General features: G+C 62.9%; 21 protein-coding genes. 14 read left to right on the top strand and 7 right to left on the bottom strand.

Annotated elements, in window-relative coordinates:
• The first annotated feature begins 384 nt into the window (after window positions 1–384).
• The 5 genes from Q0248_RS07065 (at window position 385) to serS (ending at window position 4112) form a co-directional block, all read left to right on the top strand.
• On the top strand, window positions 385–1128 hold the full coding sequence (locus Q0248_RS07065; RefSeq protein ID WP_299321043.1) for a hypothetical protein: 744 nt from the start codon (window positions 385–387) through the stop codon (window positions 1126–1128).
• Between the two features lie 176 nt (window positions 1129–1304).
• On the top strand, window positions 1305–1958 hold the full coding sequence (locus Q0248_RS07070) for a hypothetical protein (protein WP_299321045.1): 654 nt from the start codon (window positions 1305–1307) through the stop codon (window positions 1956–1958).
• A 105-nt stretch (window positions 1959–2063) separates the two neighbouring features.
• Window positions 2064–2381: a 50S ribosomal protein L21 gene (rplU, locus tag Q0248_RS07075; RefSeq protein WP_211788446.1), complete on the top strand. Its 318-nt coding sequence runs from the start codon at window positions 2064–2066 to the stop codon at window positions 2379–2381.
• Window positions 2382–2416: 35 nt separating this feature from the next.
• Window positions 2417–2674, top strand: a complete 258-nt coding sequence (gene rpmA / locus Q0248_RS07080; protein ID WP_211788445.1) for a 50S ribosomal protein L27 — start codon at window positions 2417–2419, stop codon at window positions 2672–2674.
• A gap of 154 nt (window positions 2675–2828) precedes the next feature.
• Window positions 2829–4112, top strand: coding sequence for a serine--tRNA ligase (gene serS, locus Q0248_RS07085; RefSeq protein WP_299321047.1), 1284 nt, complete (start codon window positions 2829–2831; stop codon window positions 4110–4112).
• 227 nt (window positions 4113–4339) lie between these two features.
• Here the strand turns inward: serS and rpoN are convergent, their stop codons facing one another.
• The 4 genes from rpoN to Q0248_RS07105 form a co-directional block, all read right to left on the bottom strand.
• Window positions 4340–5794, bottom strand: coding sequence for an RNA polymerase factor sigma-54 (gene rpoN / locus Q0248_RS07090; RefSeq protein WP_299321048.1), 1455 nt, complete (start codon window positions 5792–5794; stop codon window positions 4340–4342).
• Window positions 5795–6373, bottom strand: coding sequence for a cob(I)yrinic acid a,c-diamide adenosyltransferase (locus tag Q0248_RS07095; protein ID WP_211788442.1), 579 nt, complete (start codon window positions 6371–6373; stop codon window positions 5795–5797). It lies immediately after the preceding gene.
• A gap of 322 nt (window positions 6374–6695) precedes the next feature.
• Window positions 6696–7496 (bottom strand): MBL fold metallo-hydrolase, encoded by an 801-nt coding sequence (locus tag Q0248_RS07100; protein WP_211789578.1) that lies wholly within the window; start codon window positions 7494–7496, stop codon window positions 6696–6698.
• Between the two features lie 28 nt (window positions 7497–7524).
• A complete protein-coding gene (locus Q0248_RS07105; protein WP_299321049.1) occupies window positions 7525–8613 on the bottom strand; it encodes an asparaginase in 1089 nt (362 codons plus the stop codon).
• Window positions 8614–9547: 934 nt separating this feature from the next.
• Here Q0248_RS07105 and Q0248_RS07110 point away from each other — a divergent pair.
• The 7 genes from Q0248_RS07110 to Q0248_RS07140 all read left to right on the top strand — a co-directional run bounded on the left by Q0248_RS07110 (window position 9548) and on the right by Q0248_RS07140 (window position 16890).
• A complete protein-coding gene (locus tag Q0248_RS07110) occupies window positions 9548–11617 on the top strand; it encodes an HDIG domain-containing metalloprotein (protein ID WP_299321050.1) in 2070 nt (689 codons plus the stop codon).
• 33 nt (window positions 11618–11650) lie between these two features.
• Complete coding sequence (locus Q0248_RS07115) at window positions 11651–12202, top strand: shikimate kinase (RefSeq protein WP_299321051.1); 552 nt, start codon at window positions 11651–11653, stop codon at window positions 12200–12202.
• A gap of 167 nt (window positions 12203–12369) precedes the next feature.
• Complete coding sequence (locus tag Q0248_RS07120; protein ID WP_299321052.1) at window positions 12370–12891, top strand: DNA-binding protein; 522 nt, start codon at window positions 12370–12372, stop codon at window positions 12889–12891.
• A 280-nt stretch (window positions 12892–13171) separates the two neighbouring features.
• The gene (locus Q0248_RS07125) at window positions 13172–13630 is read left to right on the top strand and encodes a hypothetical protein (protein ID WP_299321053.1); all 459 of its coding nucleotides are present in this window, start codon (window positions 13172–13174) and stop codon (window positions 13628–13630) included.
• The gene (locus Q0248_RS07130) at window positions 13627–14091 is read left to right on the top strand and encodes an N-acetylmuramoyl-L-alanine amidase (protein WP_299321054.1); all 465 of its coding nucleotides are present in this window, start codon (window positions 13627–13629) and stop codon (window positions 14089–14091) included. The genes Q0248_RS07125 and Q0248_RS07130 overlap by 4 nt, the downstream gene beginning before the upstream one ends.
• A gap of 2 nt (window positions 14092–14093) precedes the next feature.
• Window positions 14094–14303 (top strand): hypothetical protein, encoded by a 210-nt coding sequence (locus Q0248_RS07135; protein WP_299321055.1) that lies wholly within the window; start codon window positions 14094–14096, stop codon window positions 14301–14303.
• An 82-nt stretch (window positions 14304–14385) separates the two neighbouring features.
• Complete coding sequence (locus tag Q0248_RS07140) at window positions 14386–16890, top strand: glycoside hydrolase family 2 TIM barrel-domain containing protein (protein ID WP_299321056.1); 2505 nt, start codon at window positions 14386–14388, stop codon at window positions 16888–16890.
• 195 nt (window positions 16891–17085) lie between these two features.
• Here Q0248_RS07140 and mnmD read toward each other — a convergent pair whose 3' ends face one another.
• The 3 genes from mnmD to Q0248_RS07155 are packed head-to-tail and all read right to left on the bottom strand — an operon-like array spanning window position 17086 to window position 19824.
• Window positions 17086–17802 (bottom strand): tRNA (5-methylaminomethyl-2-thiouridine)(34)-methyltransferase MnmD, encoded by a 717-nt coding sequence (gene mnmD / locus Q0248_RS07145; protein WP_299321057.1) that lies wholly within the window; start codon window positions 17800–17802, stop codon window positions 17086–17088.
• Window positions 17799–18341: an RNA methyltransferase gene (locus Q0248_RS07150; protein WP_299321058.1), complete on the bottom strand. Its 543-nt coding sequence runs from the start codon at window positions 18339–18341 to the stop codon at window positions 17799–17801. The genes mnmD and Q0248_RS07150 overlap by 4 nt, the downstream gene beginning before the upstream one ends.
• A 40-nt stretch (window positions 18342–18381) precedes the next feature.
• Window positions 18382–19824 carry an AAA family ATPase gene (locus Q0248_RS07155; protein ID WP_299321059.1) on the bottom strand — a complete coding sequence of 481 codons (1443 nt, stop codon included), beginning with the start codon at window positions 19822–19824 and terminating at the stop codon, window positions 18382–18384.
• Window positions 19825–19968: 144 nt separating this feature from the next.
• Here Q0248_RS07155 and Q0248_RS07160 point away from each other — a divergent pair, with 144 nt between their 5' ends.
• A complete protein-coding gene (locus Q0248_RS07160; protein ID WP_299321060.1) occupies window positions 19969–20604 on the top strand; it encodes a hypothetical protein in 636 nt (211 codons plus the stop codon).
• Window positions 20604–21461: a DUF3822 family protein gene (locus tag Q0248_RS07165; RefSeq protein WP_299321061.1), complete on the top strand. Its 858-nt coding sequence runs from the start codon at window positions 20604–20606 to the stop codon at window positions 21459–21461. The genes Q0248_RS07160 and Q0248_RS07165 overlap by 1 nt, the downstream gene beginning before the upstream one ends.
• Window position 21462 lies beyond the last annotated feature (1 nt).

Here is a 21462-nt window from a genome sequence, read left to right on the forward strand (position 1 = left end):
CCCGCCGCCTCCCCCCCCCAAGCCCTTCGCCCTTAGTCCCTAATACCCGCGGACACTCCCCGCCCAGCTCCCCGCTGCTCCTCCCCTTACGCCCAAACCCTCCCTCCTCGTACGCCCAAGGCCTCCCGCCCCTTATCCCTTAGCCATCCTTAGGGATATCCCTCAGGGCGCTGACTGATATCCTTCACGCCGCTGAGTGACGTCCGTCAGCGCCCTGACTGCTATCCATCAGCGAGCCCCGCCCCTAGGTGGTAAGGCGCAGAGCGTAGCCGTACAGTGCACTTAGGAATGGCCGTGTACATAGGTTATATGGATGTGTTCGGTAAATTGTACCTTTGCTTTTAACCATTTCGGATGTATTATTTTGGCCTAATAGATTAAGGTATGAATGAAGATATGAGCCAAGCTTTTATAGTCAGAGCATCAGAGGTGCTAGGAGATACAGCTAGCGGGTTGTCCTTGCCTGAGATATGCAAGCTTTGTCGAGGGTATGCGGTGAAATATAACCGAAATATCCCGTACCCTGTGCCTACTAGTAATGATGGAGAAGCTCGCCTCCCAAATAAGAGGACAGCTCTTCAAAAGAACTTGGAGAGCTTTTTGCCTAGGGAACAATACGTTATTATTCGTGATTTGTGTAATCTCAAGAAGTTTGAGACTAATGAAGCCGTACGAGAGCTGAGGAGCTTGTTAGGTAATGACTATAAACACCTAGCTCCTGATGATGAAGATACCGTTGAGGTTATTCAAGAGGCCCAGCATTGGTTAAAGAAGTACTCTGACGCATTTAGACACTACGATGCAGCCTCTTGGAAGTATCGGAGTCAAGATAGAGAGCTCTATCGTAATGCCCTAGATGACTTAAGGCTGTCATTAGAAGTGCTTCTCAAAGAAGTCCTGGAAAATGAGAAGTCATTGGAGAATCAAGCGTCTCCTCTAGGGTCGTTCGTTCTGGCTAAGGGTGGATCAAAAGAATTCTCTAACGGGCTATGGAAGGTGCTTGAGTGGTTTTCCAAGTACCAGAATGATCGGGTCAAGCACCGCCAGAACTTCGTGGAAGGAGAAGTTGCTTTTATTTTTGAACTTACTGTGGCTTGTATGAGGCAAATTGTTCGACTCGATTCATAGCGAATCTTAGAGCTTCAAGGAGGCTTTGCCTAATAAACCGAGTGCTATATCGAGGAGCATAAGGTTAAAGCCTGATGACCCGTGTGAAAGGGCTGGATGTGCTTAGTAATAATCTCCAGCGTAGTGCTGTGGGGTGCGGTAGGAGTATAAAGAATGGAGATCTTGATAGTAGAGCGATGGAACTAGCTTGTATTATGGAGCTAGCTCGGGCCTTAGCCGAGGAGAGCGATCGGGTAGAGCTGTACCCGCAGTATGGACGGCTCGTTATCCTCAGGAACATCGGGAAGATCCTCGGCGCCTGCGATAGGCAGTACGTCGATTTCCTCTGCCTCAGCAATGGCATGAGGGCCTTTGGTCATGAGTTCTACGGCTTCAAGTCGCAGGAGCTGCGGCCCTATCTGCACGATCATATGTGCGACCTTTGGGCCTGGGACTTTATGCTGAGCTCGTCCTTTTGGGGCTTCTCGTCCTCCCCTTACGGGTTCAAGTGGGGCTACCTAGCCAAGGTCGACAGCGCGGGCAACCATTATATCGGGGCGTACGACCTCGCTCGGCCTAGGGAGGTCCTCCTCGTCGCCTCGTCCTTCAATATCTTCCTATGGAAGTTCCTCTCGGGGCTCCAGGCGGCGCTCCGTAGGGGCGAGGAGCCCCCTCGCTTCGAGGCCTCGTGGTTCCGTGAGGAGGGCGAGACCTATGTCCATGACGCGGAGCTCTTTGCCTCCGAGGAGGCAAAGAGGGATTTCGCTACCTTCGGTGAGTGGCGCTGCGGCTGGCTTTGGTCCTTGCTGAAGGATAGCTGTGGGCGTGTGTCTTGTGTATCTGTGCGATAATGTGTATCTTTGTGCGCATTTCCTATGCAAGGTACACGGACGAAGCACGTCACCGAGATCGGGGGCGACACCTTGCGGGGCTAATCTTAATTAGTATAAAGTACAATGTACGTCATCGTAGACATCCAGGGACAGCAGTTCAATCTTCAGGAAGGCCGTCGCCTGTTCATCCATCACGTCAAGGGCGCCGAGGCCGGTGCTACTGTAGAGTTCGACAAGGTCCTGCTCATCGAGAAGGACGGTCAGTTCACCGTAGGTACGCCTACCGTAGCCGGTGCTAAGGTCGTGTGCGAAGTACTGACGCCGCTCGTCAAGGGCGACAAGGTGCTCGTCTTCCACAAGAAGCGTCGCAAGGGCTATCGCAAGCTCAATGGCCACCGCCAGCAGTTCAGCGAAGTCGTCGTGAAGGAAATCGTAGGCTAGTAAATAAGTATCACCGCATTAGTTAGACAAGGACAATGGCACATAAAAAAGGTGTAGGTAGCTCCAAGAACGGACGCGAATCAGAAAGCAAGCGACTTGGTGTAAAGCTCTTCGGTGGTCAGCATGCCAAGGCTGGTAACATCATCGTGCGCCAGCGCGGCACGCAGCATCACCCCGGCGCAGGCGTGGGTATCGGTAAGGACCACACGCTCTACGCCCTCGTAGATGGTACGGTCGTCTTCACGCGCAAGAAGAACGATCGCTCCTACGTCTCGATCCAGGCAGAGGCCTAAGGACGAGACCCCGACGTCCCCCAGGGGACGACCAGCTACCCTCCCGAGGTGGGATCATCCCGCCTACAGAGAGATATAGGTAACGAGAGAGCTTGCTCCGAGGGCCATAGTCCTTGAGGGCAAGCTCTCCTCCTTTAATAGACCCAAGAGAGAGATGCTTACCATCAAGCGAATCAAGGAGCAGACGGAGGACGTCCTCCGCCTCCTACAGAAGAAGCACTTCGAGGCACGCGAGTACATCACTGAGGTGCTCGACCTCGACGAGCTGCGCCGCCGCACCCAGCAGGAGCTCGACGCGAGCCTGGCGCAGCAGAATGCCATCGCCAAGGAGATCGGTGCCCTGATGAAGCAGGGACTGAAGGATCAGGCCGAGAAGATACGCGCCCAGGTCGCCGACCTCAAGCAGCTTAGCCGCCAGCTCGAGGAGAAGAAGAACGAGGCCGAGGCTCGCATCCGCGAGATCCTGCTGCAGATCCCTAATCTCCCCGCCGAGATCGTCCCCGAGGGCGCGACGGCCGAGGACAACGTCTGCGTCAAGATGGGCGGGCACAACCCTGAGCTGCCTGCCGATGCCGCCCCCCACTGGGAGCTGGCGAAGACCTACGACCTCATAGACTTCGAGCTCGGCGTCAAGATCACGGGCGCGGGCTTCCCCGTCTACAAGGGCTATGGGGCACGCTTGCAGCGCGCGCTCATCAACTTCTTCCTCGACAATGCCCGTGAGGCAGGCTTCACCGAGGTGCAGCCGCCCTACGTCGTCAATGAGGACTCGGGCTACGGCACGGGTCAGCTCCCCGACAAGGAGGGGCAGATGTACCACGTCGGCGTGGATAACCTCTACCTCATCCCCACGGCTGAGGTGCCTGTGACCAATATCTACCGCGACGTCATCCTGGACGAGAAGGACCTGCCCGTACGCAATACCGCCTACTCGGCTTGCTTCCGTCGTGAGGCTGGCTCCTACGGCAAGGACGTGCGCGGACTGAACCGTCTGCACCAGTTCGACAAGGTCGAGATCGTCTGCATCGACAAGCCCGAGCGTAGCTACGAGCGTCTGGACGAGATGGTCGCCTACGTGGAGACCCTCGTGACGAAGCTGGAGCTGCCCTGGCGTATCCTGCGCCTCAGCGGTGGCGACATGAGCTTCACCAGCGCGCTGACTTACGACTTCGAGGTCTTCTCCGCCGCGCAGCAGCGCTGGCTGGAGGTCAGCTCGGTGTCCAACTTCGAGAGCTATCAGGCCAACCGCCTGCGCCTGCGCTACCGCGATAGCGAGCAGGGCGTACAGCTGGCACACACGCTCAACGGGAGCGCCCTGGCCCTCCCCCGCATCGTGGCCGCCCTGCTGGAGAACAACCAGACGCCCGAGGGCATCCGCATCCCCGAGGTGCTGAGACCTTACACAGGCTTCGATCTCATCCCGCTGCCCCAGAAGTAGCGCCCGAGGCTTAGCCTTCTATAGCACAAGCCCCACCGAGAGGCTCCAGCACTAGCTGGGGTATCTCGGTGGGGCTTGTGTCCTTTGTGGGGTGGGGGCGAAGGGGCTCTGCTTGTCCGCTCTGCGAGAGTGGAGGAAGCTCAGAGGAGCCGCTCAAGAAGCCGCGATGCGGGGCGGGGAAGCTGGAAGGCGGGCTTGGGGAGTAGGGAGTCTGGGCTAGTGCCGAGCTAAGAGAGCTGGCGGCGTAGGCGTGCGATAGGCAGTCGAAGCTGCTCGCGGTACTTGGCCACCGTGCGGCGGGCTATGGGGTAGCCCTGGGCGGCCAGCTGCTGTGTCAGCTCCTCGTCCGTCAGCGGCTGGCGCTTGTCCTCGGCCTCGATGAGCGCGGCTAAGGCCTGCCGCACCTCACGCGTGGAGATGCTCTCGCCCTCCTCCGTGGTGATGCCCTCGCCGAAGAAGAACTTCAGCATGTAGATACCGTGGTCGGTCTGCACCGACTTGCTGTTGCTGACGCGCGAGATGGTGCTGATGTCGAGCCCCGTGGCCTCGGCGATGTCGCGCAGCACCATAGGCTTGAGGTCGCTCACCTCGCCCGAGAAGAAGAAGTCACGCTGGTGCTCCACGATGGCCATCATCGTGCGGCGCAGCGTCTGCTGGCGTGTCTCGAGGGCCTCGATGAACCAGCGTGCCTGCTCGACCTTGTGCTTGAGGAAGGTCATCGCCTCGCGGCTCTGGCGGCTCTGACCTGCCTGGTCGCGGTGCGACTCCAGTAGCTCGAGGTAGGTGGGGCTCAGGCGCAGCGGGACGATCTCGCGCTCCCCGACGAGCGAGACCAGTAGTTCGCCGTCGCGCTCGGTGACGATGAAGTCGGGGGTGAAGTGCGCGAAGCGTGCGTCTGCGTCGTCCCCGAGCCCGCTGGCTGGGCGTGGGCTGAGGCGCGCGATGAAGGCGTAGAGCTCCGAGAGACGCTGCTCGTCGATACCTAGGGCCGAGCATAGACGGTCGAAGCGCTTATTGACGAAGTCCTCGTAGTGCTCGCGGATAAGTCGGTCAGCCGCCCGTGAGAGCTCGTCCTCGGGCAGGCGCTGCAGCTGCAGCAGTAGGGCCTCGCGGAGATCACGCGCCCCTACGCCGGGCGGGTCTAGGGTCTTGACCAGAGCGATGAGCTCTTCCAGCTCCTCGGCTCGGGCGTCAATGCCCGCCTTGAAGAGTAGGTCGTCCTGCAGCTCCTCCACCGAGCGCGTCAGGTAGCCATCGGCATCGATGCTGCCCACGATGTAGCGGGCCAGCTCGTAGCGGCGACCCTCGAGCTCGGTGACCATAGAGAGCTGCTCCAGCAGCTGCTCCTCGAGGCTGGGCGCTCCAGCGGCGAAGGGGATCTCCTCACGCACTGACTGGCGCTCCTGCAGCTCGCGTAGCTTGTACTCGGGGATATCGTCCTGGGCGTATTCGCCCAGCTCCCAGTCCTGGTCGGTGGCACCGTCCTCGTCGCCCTCGTCCGCGCCGCTACGCTGCTCCTCCTCGGGGTAGTTCTCCTCGAGGGCGGGGTTCTCCTCCAGCTCCTGCTCGATACGGGTCTCCAGCTCGAGGCTCGTGACCTCCAGCATCTTCACCGCCAGCAGCTGGGCAGGGGTGAGCCCCTGGGTCTGCTCTAGGCGCTGGGTCTGCTCCAGTCCTGCCATCTAGTCGGCGTCGTCGTGGTCGTAGGTCCAGACGATCTCCTGCCCTTGGGCGCGGAAGACCTCCTTACGTGCTAGGGCAAAGAAGTAGTCGCTGAGGCGATTGACGAAGCGCAGGACCTCGGGGGCTAGGGGATGCTCGCTGTCGAGGCGGTAGATGAGGCGCTCGGCGCGGCGGCAGACGGTGCGGCAGACGTGCGCCGCGGCGGTGATATGTCCGCCCGAGGGGAGGATGAAGGCCTTGATGGGGGGCACGAGGTCATCGAGACGGTCGATCTCACGCTCCACCTTGGCTACGGCGCGCTCGGTGACGCAGGTCACCTCGTGGAGCTCATCCTTGCTGGTGTCGGTGGCCAGGTAGCCGCCGACGGAGAAGAGCTTGTGCTGTAGCCAGTAGAGGAAGCGGCTATCGGGCTCCTCGAGCTCGTAGGCCAGCAGGACGCCGACGAAGCTATTGAGCTCGTCGATGGTGCCGTAGCATTCGAGTCGGAGGTCATACTTGGGGACGCGCTGTCCGCCGACGAGGGAGGTGCGGCCCTTGTCGCCGCCCTTCGTATAGAGCTTGTACTTCTCTGTGTCCATAGTGCTGTGTCGGGTGTGGGGCTGCTGGGGGCAGCCCGGGGTGAGGATGCTGTCTACGTGCTGCGCACCAGGGGCGCAGGCTGGGGCGTCTCGTTGCGGCGGGGATGGTACCCTGCTGCGGCGGGCGCTCATTAGATATAACTCGCGCGGTGCCCCTTGGGTTTGCTCGAGGGTGCTCGGGCTGGAGCAACAGCGTCGCGGCGGTGGGGCGAAGAGGCGGGAGAAGCGCGCTCGGGCGGGCTAAGGCTGGGTGCGGGCTGGCGGCCGAGGGGCAGGACGAAGGGAGGCCTTAGCCGTGGAGGAAGGGGGCACTAGCGGAGGGCTAGGGCTCCAGTAGGTACATCGGGGAGGGCGCGGTGCGGCGCAGCGCCGTGAGGCTAAGGTCCTTCCCGACGCGTATGCCCTCGCTGAAGAGGCGCTGCTCGATGCTCTTCCAGCAGAGCTCAGGGTGGTTGTTGTCCTTGCTTAGGTGGCAGAGCCATACGTTGCGCATCTCGGGGTGGTAGCAGCGCGCTAGGACCTCAGCGGCCTCCTCATTGGAGAGGTGGCCCAGCGGACTGGCTACGCGCTCCTTGAGGAAGGGGGGATAGCTGCCCGTGCGGAGCATCTCGCTGTCGTAGTTGGCCTCCAGCACGACGTGCTGGGCGGCGGCGATGTAGCGCTCGATGACGGCGGTGGGGTGGCCTACGTCAGTAGCGAGGGTGAAGCGGAAGTCCTCGCCGCGGGTGATGTGATAGCCTACGTTCTCCGCGCTATCGTGCGGCACGGGGAAGGCTTCGATGGAGAAGCCCGCCAGCTCCAGCGGCTCGTGGATGGCGAGCTCACGGCGCGAGGCCCCGAGCGGCTCCTGTACGAAGCGGCTGCGGGTGATGCTGTCGTGCACCAGGGTCGTAGCGTAGACGGGGAGGTGGTAGACCGCTCCCAGCACGCCTATGGTGCGTATGTGGTCGGCGTGGTCGTGCGTCACCAGCACGCCACGTATATGGCCGTCCTCGAGGCTGATACCCTCGGCGGCTAGGCTCTTCTTGATGCTGCGTATAGGGATGCCTGCATCCAGCAGCAGGCCGCCCGTCTCGTCCCCGAGGTAGTAGCAGTTGCCACTGCTCCCACTCCCCAGGCTCATGAATCGTATCACTTGCTTCGTCTCTCCTTTAGCGTCTATAGATATAGGTCTCACGACCGAAGTCCTCGGCTGTCGCCTCGAGGGTCATCTCGCCCCGCAGTGGCAGGGCCATCCGCTGCTTGACCTCCTCGGGGCTGTAGCCGCGACCGAAGAGGTACATCAGCTTCGTCAGCGCACTCTCCGTGGTGCTGTCCCGTCCGCTCACCAGTCCCAGACGCTGCAGCAGCATCCCTGTCTCGTAGCGCATCATGTCCACATAGCCCGTCACGCACTGCGTCACGTTGACGATGACTACGCCGCGCGCCACAGCCGTCTCGAGCGCCTCGAGGAACCATGGGAGCATCGGCGCATTGCCACTGCCGAAGGTCTCCAGCACGACCCCCTTGAGCGAGGGCAGGCTGAGTAGCGACTGCACGACCTCGCGGGTGATGCCTGGGAAGAGCTTGAGCACCGCCACATTGGGGTCGAAGGAGCGGTGCGGCCTCAGGGTCTGCCCGAGGGCATCGCGCTTGATGGCTGCATCGTGGTAGCGGATCTCAATGCCGGCGTAGGCTAGGTGGGGATAGTTGTAGGAGTCGAAGGCGCTGAACTGATCGGCGCTGACCTTGCTGGTGCGATTGCCGCGCATCAGGTAGTTCTCGAAGAAGAGCGCGACCTCGGGCACGCGTGGCTGCCCTGCCTCGTCGCGTGCGGCGGCGATCTCGATGGCGGTGATGAGGTTCTCCTTGCCGTCGGTGCGGAGCTTCCCGACGGGGAGCTGCGAGCCGGTGAAGACCACGGGCTTAGCCAGCCCCTCGAGAGCGAAGCTGAGGGCGGAGGCGGTGTAGGCCATGGTGTCCGTCCCGTGGAGGATGACAAAGCCATCGTAGCGGTCGTAGTGCTCAGCGATGATGTCCACCAGGCGCGTCCAGTCCTCGGGCGCTATGGCCGAGGAGTCCAGCGGAGGGGTGAAGGCCACGCTGGAGATGTCGCAGCCGAGGCGGCGTAGCTCGGGGACGTTGTCCTGTAGATAGGCGAAGTCGAAGGGCTCGAGGGCCCCCGTCGTGGGGTTCTCGACCATGCCTATAGTCCCTCCGGTGTAGATGAGGAGGATGGAGATGCGTCGTTCGGTGGCCATAGTGTATCGCTTAGAGGAGCACTCGTGTCATGCTTTGGGCCAGCTAGGGGGCTAACCCTCCCTACAAAGATAGCAAAATAGCAGGCGCGGTCGTACTGCTGTGCGGAGCCTTGCGGCGCCTCTCCTTGGGGTGGGGGACAGCCCCCTCCTTGCTCGGGTGCAGGGTGCCTCTACGGGGGGAGCCTTTCGCATGGATATCCCTCAGCTATGCTGACGGATATCCCTCGCTGCGCTGACGGCCGTCCCTCAGCGGGCTGACTGATATCCCTCAGGGCCGCTCCCCCTCGGGGCGCGTCGTGCTCCGCCCCTCACCGCGCCTGCTCGGCGGAGGTGGCTGCGTCAAGAAGCCCGCAGCCTATTCTCCGTTCTCCGATAAGGGCAAAGGGTCTAGCCAGCCCCTACAGGGGCGACCCATAAAGCGTTCGTAGTGCCCTTGCTACACCACTCCGCCCTCGCTTATGGGTGTTTTGAGGGTCGCCCCTGTAGGGCTCTATACCTATTTGTCTAGCCTACCCAGGGTTTGGTCGCCCTTGCAGGGCTACGCCCCCTGGGCTTTGGAAGGGGTCGCCCCTGTAGGGCTCTATACCTCTTTGTCTAGCCTACCCAGGGTTTGGTCGCCCTTGCAGGGCTACGCACCCTGGGCTTTGGAAGGGGTCGCCCCGCTGGGGCTTCTCCTCCTTGTCTAGCCTACCCAGGGTTTGGTCGCCCTTGCAGGGCTATGCCCCCTAGGCTTTGGAAGTGGTCGCCCCGCTGGGGCTTCTCCTTCTCGTCTGCTCAAAGTATAGGAGGGAAGAGGCCAAGCCTTGTCTTAGGTCTCTGGGTAAAGCTCAAGGAGTCCCCCTCCTATCCCTAATCGATGCGATGCGTCCGTCCTAGGCTCGGCGGGGGCTCGGGGGCTTTTGCGTATCTTTGTCTAAGACCTAATAGCTTAGATATGCTGAAGTTCCTCAAGGATAATAAGGCACTCTACCTCCACATGCTCCACGTGCTGGCGATCTTCTTCGTCGGGGCGCTCGTGGCGAGTATCAACACCTCGCCCAAGGAGGGCTATGTGCCTAACTACCCCTCCCTCAAGGCCGACCAGCCCTGGGGCGAGCGGCCTCTGGTAGCCCCCTTTGAGTTCCCCGTCCTCAAGACGGAGGAGCAAATGAAGATGGAGCGGGACAGCGTGGAGCGCATCATCCCGCCCACGTGCCGCATGGATGAGAACGTCATGCCGCGCATGATCAATCAGCTGCACGACCAGTACAAGGAGCTGGCAGCGACCGTCCCCGAGAGCTACTACCTCTTTCTGCAGCAGCAGCTCAAGAAGTACTACGCCTTCGGGATCATAGACAGCAAGACCCTCGACGAGCTGCACCTCGATCGCCGCCTCGAGGTACGTATGCTCGGCAGCGGGCAGACGGGCACGGGCTGGACGAACGTCCCTGTGGCACGCCTCTACCGCCTGAGTGAGGTCTACAAGCTCATCATCGACGAGGCTACACGGCAGGGGCTGAAGCCCGAGCTGCTGCGCCAGCTGGAGATCACGCAGTATCTGCAGCCCAATGTGAGCTATGCCGAGGCCGAGACCAAGCGCATGCTCGCCGAGGCCCTCTCGAGCCTGGCGACCTCGACGGAGCGCTACCAGCAGGGGCGCCGCATCATCGACCAGGGGGAGGTGCTGACACCCTATACGCTCAATGTCATCCGCTCGCTCAATGAGGAGTACAAGGCACGTGTCGGGGAGAAGACCAGCTTCCTACAGCTGCCGCTGCTGGGCTACTTCTTCTTCCTCTTCACGGCGCTGGCGATCTATCTGGTACTCTTCTACCGCGAGTTCACCGAGGCGACGAAGAATGTCGTCCTGGTCGTACTGAGCATCCTCACCTTCATCGGGCTGACCAAGCTGCAGGTGGCGCACGTCGACTGGTTCAGCATCGAGGTCATCCCCTACGTGATGATCATCCTGCTGCTGCGTACCTTCTTCGCCAGCCACATGGCACTGACGACCTACGTCATCACAATCCTTGCGGTAGCTTACTTCACCCTCGACCCGCTGAACTTCATCTTCGTGCAGCTCCTGGCGGGCTTCTCGGCGATCTTCACCCTGCAGAGCCTCTCCAACCGCGGGCAGCTGATCCGCGCTGCCTTCTCGGTCTATCTCGTCTACATCCTCTCCTCGATGCTGGTCGAGTGGCTGACCAAGGACACGATTACCACCGACTACTGGATGAAGCTGCTGTACTACGGGATCAACCTCGTCTTCTTGATGTTCACCTACGTGCTGGCCTTCCTCGTGGAGCGTGCCTTCGGCTACGTGTCCAATGTGCGCCTGGTGGAGCTGAGCGATACGGCCATGCCGCTGCTGCGCGAGCTCTCGGAGATCGCGCCGGGGACCTTCCAGCACTCCTATCAGGTCTCCATCCTAGCACAGGCCGCCGCCACGCGTATCGGGGCCGATACGCAGCTGATCCGTGCTGGGGCGCTCTACCACGATATAGGCAAGATGCTGCACCCTGAGTTCTTCACCGAGAACGCCCCGTCCAATAGCCCCCACCGCCTGCTCTCGGCCCACGAGAGTGCCCGCGTGATCATCCGCCACGTCACCGATGGGATCATCCTCGGGCAGAAGAGCTCGCTGCCGCCGCAGATCATCGACTTCATCCGCACGCACCACGGGCGCAGCACGACACGCTACTTCTACAATACCTATTGCAATGAGCACCCTGGTGAGGAGGTAGACCCCGAGCCCTTCACCTACCCAGGGCCCAATCCCCAGACCAAGGAGCAGGGGATCCTGATGCTCGCCGACAGCGTCGAGGCTGCCAGCCGTAGCCTCACCAGCTACACCGAGGAGGGCATACGGCAGCTGGTGCAGCGCCTAGTCGACGGCATTGTCGCCGAGGGGCTGCTGGAGGATACGCCCTTGACCTTCCGCGACATCCGCGAGATCAAGGAGGTCTTCATCCTCAAGCTCATGACCATGTACCACGCGCGCATCGCCTACCCCGACAAGCGCTAGAGCCCTAGGCTGAGCACAAGCGACTGATAGATCATGTATAGGGCCATCTTCCTCCTCGGCTTCATGGGCTCGGGCAAGAGCACCGTGGGGCGCCAGCTGGCCGACGAACTCGGCTGGCAGTTCGTCGACACCGATGTCTTCATCGAGACGCGCTGGCGGCAGCGCATCACCGATATGTTTGCCTCGGTGGGGGAGGCGGGCTTCCGCAGGCGCGAGCGCATGGTCATCGAGGAGCTGATGACGATGGAGGATACCGTCTTCGCCACAGGGGGCGGCCTGCCCTGCTACGGCGATACGATGGAGCTACTGCGGGATGCGGGGGTGACGATCTACTTCCGCTGTAGTCCCGAGGTGCTGGTGCAGCGGCTAGAGCTCTGCAAGCGTACCCGCCCGACCATCCGCGACAAGAGCGGAGCGGAGCTGGAGGCCTTCGTGCGTACGACGCTCCTAGAGCGTGCGCCCATCTATACGCGCGCGCACTATACCTATGATATAGACGAGATCGTGAGCCCGAGGATGGAGCGGGACTTCGCCCGCCAGCTCGCGGCTGACCCTCGCCTACGTCAGCCCGTGCTGGAGGGCTGATCCCAGCGCGGCACGAGGCCTGAGGGCTAAACCTTAGAGGCTGAGGCCGCTAGCTCCATGAAGAGCCGTGATGAGGGGGGATCCCCTAGAGGAGGAGCTACCTTTGCAGTGTCCTCAGAGGGACTGAGGGCAATACAGTTTATTCACCTTTTATACTCCTCTACATCATGGCACAGACACAGCCACTGACCTACGTCCTGAAGACACACGTCGCCAAGCTCGGCAAGCACCAAGGCAAGAAGGTGGTGCAGGCACACCCCACGCACCGCCAGACGGTCTCCTTCGAGCGCTTCTGTACGCTCGTCTCAGGGCACTCCACCTTCAACTACATGGAGGTAGCCTCCATCCTCAACCTCTCGGCCGATATGGCGCGTGACCTGGTAGCCAACGGCTCCAGCGTCGAGTACGGACGCCTCGGCTTCCTCCAGCCCTCGATGCGCAGCGTGCAGGTACCCGAGGGCGAGGCCTTCGACGCGGCCAAGCACATCAAGAGCGCCCGCGTCGTCCTGCGCCCCAAGCAGCGCTACTTCGACCTCAAGGGCATGCGCTACGAGCGCTTCTCGCTCCAGCCTGCGAGTCCTAGCACGGCGCCTAAGACCAAGCAGCCCAAGAAGGCCGAGGAGGGACATGGCGGCTCCTCCGAGTCCTCGGGCCCTGGCAGCACGGGGGGGCACAATAGCGGCCTCTAGCCCGAGGCGCAGCGCGCTGCAAGGCACTCCCTACAGCCCTAGCTAAGTCTGGCGGCATCCTCCCCTCTTGTGGGGCTGGGTGCCGCCAGTGCTTTGGTAGCGGTCGGGGCGGGACGTCGGGGCAGCTGAGCTCCCTAGTGCGGGGGCTTATGCCTCGGACTAATGGACTTAGCCCGCCTAGCGTACTGGAGCAGGGGGTGGGAGGTACGTGCAGCCGTACCTTCGCAGCGGTCTCCAGAGGATGGAGGCCTATTATACTCACTCTATTACCCCTATATCTATGATGTACTATGTAGCCTGCGGGCTCGCCCTGGTGGCGACGCTCGGCAGCCTGGGCTGTAGCCCTAGGATCAAGCGGCAGGAGCTCAGCACCGAGGCCCAGCAGCTCCGCCAGTCCGCCCTCCAGAGTCAGCTCATTGAGGAGGAGCTGCTGCTGGAGCTCCCCGATAGCCTTGACCTTGTGCCGCCGCTCGCCTCACGCTCCCTTCCCTTAGCCCTCGGAACCAGCTCCCCGACGTCTACCCGCTCCCCGCTCCCCCAGGGGCGCCTCTACTATCGTCGCCGTACGCGTGCCGCGCAGCAGCAGGAGGCCTCCGCCACGACCCAGCACGTGACCCAGCAGCAGCTGCGCCAGGAACCACGACGTGCACTACGGCCCTTGCTCCTCCCTCTAGGCCTCGCCCTCGGGGCTGGGCTCGGGGCTTATCTTAGCTATAGAGTACGGAGGGCGCTCAGATGAGGACGACGGACATCCGCTACATCGTCCTGCACTGCAGTGCCACGCGGAGCACGCAGGACTACAGCCCCGAGGCACTGGAGCGCGACCACCGCGGGCGCGGCTTCCGCGGTATAGGCTACCACTACTACGTGCGCCGCTCGGGCGAGGTCATCCCCTGCCGCCCGCTGGATCAGATCGGCGCCCATGTGCGCGGCTACAACGCCTGCAGCTGGGGCATCTGCTATGAGGGAGGCCTCGACAGCACAGGGCGGCCCGCCGACACGCGCACGCCCAAGCAGCGGGCGAGCCTCCTCCGCCTCCTCGCGCAGCTCAAGGGCTACGCCCCCCAGGCCCGCATCCTCGGGCACAGAGATCTCAGCCCCGACCGCAATGGCGATGGGCGCATCACGCCCGAGGAGTGGCTCAAGAGCTGTCCTTGCCTCGAGGCAGAGGACGAATACGCCCCACTTAATAAGGTATAGCTATGGAAGCACCACGACCCCAGGACGGGCGCCACCGCGTGCAGCTGTGGATGGCCTGCCTGCTCTGCACCTTCGGCATGGCGCTGCTGGGAGCGGCCTTCTTCACCAGCCCGCCAGGGGAGATTCACTCCAGCGTGCTGGTGGCCTACGGCGAGGTGATGACCTTCGCAGGGGCGCTCTTCGGCATCGACTACCACTATCGGGGGCGCTAGGCACGGGTACTTTCCTTATCTTTGCGCTGGGCCCCGCCGTGAGCCCATAGATCGACTAACTCACCATTAAATAATAGCTCCGATGAAGAGACGACTCGTCTGCTCCCTCCTGGTAGGGGCAGCCCTCAGCCTCCCAGCTCTAGCCCAGCGCACGACGACGCAGCTGGAGCAGGGCTGGCGCTTCTCCCGCGAGGATAAGCCCGGCACTGCAGCCGCCAACTTCGACGACCGCAAGTGGTCGCAGGTCACCGTACCCCATGACTGGGCCATCTACGGACCTTTTAGCTTTGAGAACGACAAGCAGCACCTAGCGATCACGCAGGATGGTCAGAAGGAGGCGATGGAGCACGCTGGCCGCACGGGGGGACTGCCCTTCGTCGGCGTGGGCTGGTATCGCCGCGAGCTGGAGATCCCCCGCGATCTGGGGCAGCGCCGCGTACGCCTGACCTTCGACGGGGCGATGAGCCACGCGCGGGTCTACGTCAACGGGCAGGAGGTCGGCTACTGGCCCTACGGCTACAATAGCTTCTACTTCGACATCACCGACTACGTGCGCCCTGGGCAGCGCAATGTGCTGGCCGTGCGTCTGGACAACAAGCATGAGAGCAGCCGCTGGTACCCCGGCGCAGGGCTCTACCGCAATGTGCACCTCACCATCACCGAGCCCATACACTTCTCCACCTGGGGAACGCAGATCCTGACGCCTCAGGTGAGCAAGGACTACGCCCGCGTCGAGGTACGTACCCGCCTCAGTGGCCTTGGGACGCTCCGCTCGGGCAAGCTCGACCTCGAGGCCGAGCTCCTCTCTCCCGAGGGTAAGGTCGTGGCACGTGAGCAGCGTGCAGGCTACTTCGGCCCCGAGAGCGTGGACTCGGTCTTCCGTGTGGGCTTCGACCTCAAGGCCCCCCGCCTCTGGGACATCGGCCAGCCGCAGCTCTATAAATATGTAGTGAGCGTCCGTCACGAGGGCAAGCTCCTCGACAGGGACACGGTGCCCTTCGGCGTGCGCTCCATCGAGCTCAAGGCGGGCGAGGGCTTCTTCCTCAACGGCCGTAAGATCAAGTTCCAGGGCGCCTGCCTGCACCACGACCTCGGTCCGCTGGGTGCAGCGGTCAATGAGGCCGCCATGCGCCGCCAGATCCGCATCATGCAGGACATGGGCGTCAATGCCATCCGCACCTCGCACAACATGCCCGCCCCTGAGTTCGTCCGTCTCTGCGACGAGATGGGGATGCCGCTGATGGCCGAGAGCTTCGACTGCTGGAAGATGCCTAAGGTCCCCAACGGCTATAACCTAGACTTCGATGAGTGGTACGAGCGTGACCTGGTGAACCTCATCCACCAGTACCGCAATAGCCCCTCCGTCATCATGTGGAGCATAGGCAACGAGGTGCCCGAGCAAGGGTACGCCGTGGGCACGCAGCTGGCCTACCGTCTGCAGGCGATCTGCCACCGCGAGGATCCCACCCGCCCTGTGACCAACGGTATGGATAATCCCATAGCGGTGCTGCGTACGGGCATGGCGGGTACGCTCGACGTGCCGGGCTTCAACTACCGCCCCTTCCTCTACGACACGGCGCATAAGGTACTGCCGCAGGGCTTCCTCCTCGGATCGGAGACCTGCTCGACGGTCAGCTCGCGCGGGGTATACAAGTTCCCCGTCGTGCGCAAGTCCATGGCCAAGTACCCCGACCATCAGTCCTCAAGCTACGACGTAGAGCACTGCGGCTGGAGCAACCTCCCCGAGGACGACTTCATCCGCCAGGAGGACAACGACTGGATGATGGGCGAATTCATCTGGACGGGGATCGACTACCTCGGCGAGCCTACGCCTTACTACAGCGAGTGGCCCAGCCACTCCTCACTCTTTGGGGCTGTCGACCTGGCGGGACTGCCGAAGGACCGCTTCTACCTCTACCGCAGCCATTGGAACAAGGAGGCCAAGACACTGCACGTACTGCCGCACTGGACTTGGCCTGGACGCGAGGGCGAGACGACGCCCGTCTTCGTCTACACCAGCTACCCCGAGGCCGAGCTCTTCATCAACGGCAAGAGCCAGGGCCGACAGAAGAAGGATCTCGGCGTCAAGATCGCCGACACGGAGAACGATCAGAGCCGCCGCGACTTCGTCCGCCAGCGTCGCTATCGCCTGATGTGGATGGACGCTAAGTACGAGCCCGGGGAGATCAAGGTCGTCGCCTACGATGCTGCAGGTCGCCCCGCCGAGGAGCAGATCGTCCGCACGGCGGGCAAGCCGCACCACCTCGAGCTGGTCGCTGACCGCAGCACCATCGCTGCCGACGGCAAGGATATCTCCTTCGTCACGGTGCGCGTAGTGGACAAGGACGGCAACCTCATCCCCGACGATGGGCGCCTCCTGAAGTTCTCCGTCTCGGGTGCCGCCAGCTTCCGCGCCGCCGCCTCGGGCAACCCCGCTTCGCTCGATGCCTTCCACCTGCCGCAGCACCACGCCTTCAGTGGTCAGCTCGTCGTGCTGGTACAGGGCGGTACGAAGGGCGGCAGCGCGACGCTCAAGGTCAGCGCTAAGGGCCTCCCCACCGCCAGCCTGCAGCTTCAGGTCAAGTAGGCCGAGCTTATTCACCTATATAAGGCCAGCGACTCGACTCCCTAGGGAGCCGAGGCGCTGGCCTTTTTTGTTTGCTGCTGATGGGCGCGGGAGAGGAGGGGCGGGAGGCGCTGTGGCCTCCTCGCTGGCGCGGCCCCTCGCTGCTGTTGCGGTCTTCTTGCTGCGCGGGCGGTCTTCTTGCTGCGCTGGATGTGCCTAGCGGGCGGTGGCACGGAGCACCTCGCGCTTGCCGGGAGGGCCAGGGAGACGCTCGACCGAGAAACCCGAGCGCTCCAGACGGCGGCGCACCTCACCCTTGGCGCAATAGGTCGTGAGGATCGCCCCTGGGCGGCAGCAGCGCCGTAGCTGGGCGAAGAGCTCCTCACGCCACAGCTCGGGCTGGCTCTCGGGGGAGAAGGCATCGTAGTAGACGAGGTCAAGCGCGGAGGGGAAGGGTAGGGCATTAAGGTCGCCCGAGATCTTGTGCAGAACGAAGTAGCGGCTCAGCGTGACGTCTTCGTCCCAGGCCGCCTCGTGCAGCCGCATCAGGGTGCTGTGGCTGTCCTCAGCACCGCCCGCTGTGGATAAGGCGTCCGCTGTGGATAGCTCGTAGTGCAGCTGGCGGTAGAGCTCGGCGGGGATGGGGTAGCGCTCTATGCTGTAGTAGTGGATAAGTCGGTGGCTACGCTCGGCCTCCATCCAGCTGAGGAGGGCATTGAGCCCTGTGCCGAAGCCGACCTCGAAGCAGCGCAGCGCCACCGCCTCGGGCTCCGCCCAGTGCTCGAGCCGCTGCCTTAGCCCGAGACCGAGGTAGATGTAGGCGCTCTCCTGCACAGCGCCGTGCGTGGAGTGGTAGTGCTCGCCGAAGCGCGGCGTGTAGAGCGTGAGGCTGCCGTCCTCGGTCGTCTCGAGCTGGGGGATCGTCTGGCTCATCGGTCAAGCTGGGGGAAGAGTGGGTGGGCGAGCTGCCAGAGGGCGATGCCTGCGGCGACGCTCACGTTGAGCGAATGCTTGGTGCCGTACTGCGGGATCTCGAGGCAGTGGTCGGCAGCGGCGACGACCTCCTCGGCCACGCCCTTCACCTCATTGCCCAGCACGAGGGCGTAGCGTGCTCCAGGCTCGGGGACGAAGCGATCGAGGTGGAGGCTCTCATGGGCCTGCTCGAGCGCGAGCACCGTGTAGCCCTCCGCCTGGAGCTCGCCGACGACCTCCAGCGCGCTGCTGCTGTAGCGCCAGGGCACGCTGTCCTCGGCACCGAGGGCGGTCTTGTGGATGTCGGGGTGGGGGGGCTGTGCGGTGATGCCGCAGAGGACGAGCCCCTCGATGCGGAAGGCGTCGGCGCTACGGAAGATAGAGCCGATGTTGTTCATGCTGCGTATGCTGTCCAGGACGAGGATGAGGGGCAGCTTGGCGCTCGTGCGGTAGGCGTCGGCGCTGAGGCGCTCCATCTCGGTGATCTTGAGTTTGCTCATATAGCTTGGTGGGTCGTGTCGAGTCGAAGGGGAAGCGGGCTTAGTCCACGAGCTCGGGGGCGAAGCCCAGGAGATACACGCGGCTGGTGGCGCGCGTCAGGGCGGTGTAGATCCAGCGGGCCATGGAGCGGTCGAGGGGTAGGTAGCGCCCCGCAAGGCTCAGGTCGACGAAGACGCAGCGCCACTGTCCGCCCTGCGCCTTGTGCGCCGTCACGGCGTAGGCGTACTTGACCTCGAGGGCGCCCCAGAACTTATCCCGACGGATCGCCCTGCGCCGCTCGACCACGGAGCTGATGTGGGCGTAGTCGGCTGAGATGCGGTCGAAGAGCTCCTGCCGCTGCTCGGCGCTGCGCTGCGGGCTGGGGTCGGTGAGGGCGCTTACTAGGAGCCGTACCTCCAGCTGCTCGTCGCGGTCGGGCAGGTAGACGAGGGCGTCGGCAAAGTCCAGCTCGTACTCGTGCCAGTAGCGTAGGACGCGGCGCAGCTCGATGACCTCACCGTTGGCGATGAAGTCGGAGTGATCTCGGAGGCGCGTATAGTGGTAGTTGTTGCGCGCCACGATGAGGCGCTCCCCGGGGACGAGCTGCTCCTCGTAGTAGAGGAGCTCGCCGCGGATGGCTTGGTTGCACTCCAGCGCGAGGCGGTTGGAGGGGCAGATGACGAGCGTCTCCTCCCTGCCGTAGCGCTGGTAGGCCTCCTCGAGGTCCTCGAAGAATTCGCCTGGCTCTACGGGGTAGATGCCGCGCCAGTCCTCTGTCTCTAGGTGTATGGGCAGGTAGTCCTCGGGCTCGCTGTCGCTGTACTCGTCGATGAGGTCGCGCAGAGCAGTGGCATTATGCAGGATGCCGCCCTGACGCTGGCGTACGACCTGCCGCAGCTCGGCGCCGTAGACGGTGAGGCCGTAGCGCCCCGAGAGCACCTCGGGGTCGAGCGCCTCGCTCAGCTCCATCCCCACGGGCGGTAGCTGTGCCGTGTCCCCGACGAGCAGGAGGCGGCTGCCCTCGCTGCCGAAGACGTAGGCCAGGAGGTCATCTAGGAGGTTGCCCGAGCCGAAGGGACTGTATTCGCCCGAGCTGCCCGAGATCATCGAGGCCTCATCCACGATGTAGAGGGTGGGGCGCCGCTCGGGGCTCGAGGAGGCCAGCTGGAAGGTGCCGCCCTCCTCCTGCATCTGGCTGGATGCGCGGTAGATGGTGCGGTGGATGGTGGCGGCGCGGCGTCCCGTAGCTGCGGCCAGCACCTTGGCGGCGCGCCCCGTGGAGGCCATCAGCTCGACCTGCAGGCCTGAGGTGATGGCGGCCTCCGTGATCCAGCGCAGGAGGTAGGTCTTCCCCGTCCCCGCATAGCCTCGCAGGAGGTAGACGGTGTAGGGCGAAGGGTCATCGAGGTAGTCGATGAGGGCTGTGATGGCCTCCTCTTGATCGCCCGTCAGCGGTAAGTCGCTGCCCCGAGCCAGCAGATCTGAGAGCGCTGTATACGGCATGTGATAATAATTTCTATCTTTGTTGCTGTGAAGTTAGTGCATTTGGCGCACATACGCCTAGGAAGAGCCTCGACGAGGTGCTCGTCCTAGGGGGCGTGGGTCGCACGCTAGTCTAGACTAAATTAAAAACTACTATACAAGGAAATGAAGAAGGTTATCCTCATCATCGTAGCCGTAGCTGTACTGGCTCTGGCCTACGTCACTGTGCAGAGCGTCCTGGCTCCTGTGAGCTTCGACAAGAAACAGCAAGAGATCGAGCTGGTACTGCAGAAGCAGCTGAAGAAGATCGCTACCTACGAAGACGCCTACAAGAGCGTGTACGACAAGTATGCCGACAAGGACGAGCTCGTGAACTTCCTCAACAACGGTCGCGTCTTCTACATCCGTGCCGAAGGTGACTACACCAGCGCCATGCGCGACCAGGGCCTGTCCGAAGAGGATGCTGCTCGTCGTGGCCTCATCCGTCGTGATACGATCTGGGTCAGCGCTAAGGACTCGCTGCTCAAGGACGGCACCGACCTGGCTAAGCTCTTCTCCATCCCAGGCTCTGACTCTACGATCCAGGTCGTAGCTGGTACCATCGAGCAGGAGGTAGGGGACAATAAGGTCGAGGTCCCAGTCTTCCAGGCATCGGCTAGCTACCAGAGCTATCTCGGTCGCCTTGGCAATGATCGCCTCGTCAAGGAGAAGATCGAGAAGGCCAACAGCAAGGCCAACGCCTTCGCTGGGGTACGTGTCGGCTCGCTGACCGAGGTTAAGACCAACGGTAACTGGGAGTAATGACTCAGGAGCCCAGCAGCTCACCCCTCACGGCTGCTACGGCAGCAGACTATAGCCTGTCCATCCGACCCGCGTCGGGTGGACTTGCTTTTTGTGTCCAGCGCCGTGGCTCTGTCCCCGAGCTCGTCGAGCAGGGCTTCCTCGTCAGCCAGCGTCCCGAGGCGCGGCTCTACGAGCAGCTCGAGGAGCTCTACTACCAGAGCGAGCTCCTCAGCTACCCCTACGGCGAGGTCGTCCTCTATGTCGAGCCGCAGCGCTGGTGCCTCGTGCCTACCGAGCTCTTCCGCCCAGGCAGCGAAGCCCTCTGGCTGGATGCCGCGACCGAGCCCACGACTGCGGGCGGAGCCGAGCAGCGCCAGCAGCTCCTCTCCTGGACGCAGCCCGACTCGGTGCAGACCTTCGTCTTCGCCTGGGATGCCGAGGCCTATCACTTCCTCCGACGTACGCTCCTGCTGCTGGAGCCGCGTCCTTACTTCGCCCTGCCCCTCTCGGCGCACCGACAGCTGTCGCGTGCTAGCCGCTCGCCCGAGGTGCTGCTGCTGCTGCGCTCGGGCCAGCTGGAGCTCTTCCTCCTGCGCGAGGGCGAGCTCCTGAGCTGCGGGCACTACCCGCTGGTCGGGATGCAGGAGGCGCGCGTCGTGGCGGAGGAAGCGGCCTTCTACCTCATCAGCTACTGGCGTCACCACGCCCTGGAGGGGCAGACGGCGGGCCTCACTATCGGCTACCCCGAGGAGGGCGATGCTGCCACCTGCCACCTGCTGCACGAGGCTGCCGAGCTCCTAGCGGGCATCCTACGCCCCCATATCGGGCAGCTGCAGCTCGAGGCCTATCGCTCGACCAGCCTCGTCCCACTCTAAG

The organism is uncultured Porphyromonas sp., from assembly GCF_938046015.1.
Lineage (GTDB): Bacteria > Bacteroidota > Bacteroidia > Bacteroidales > Porphyromonadaceae > Porphyromonas.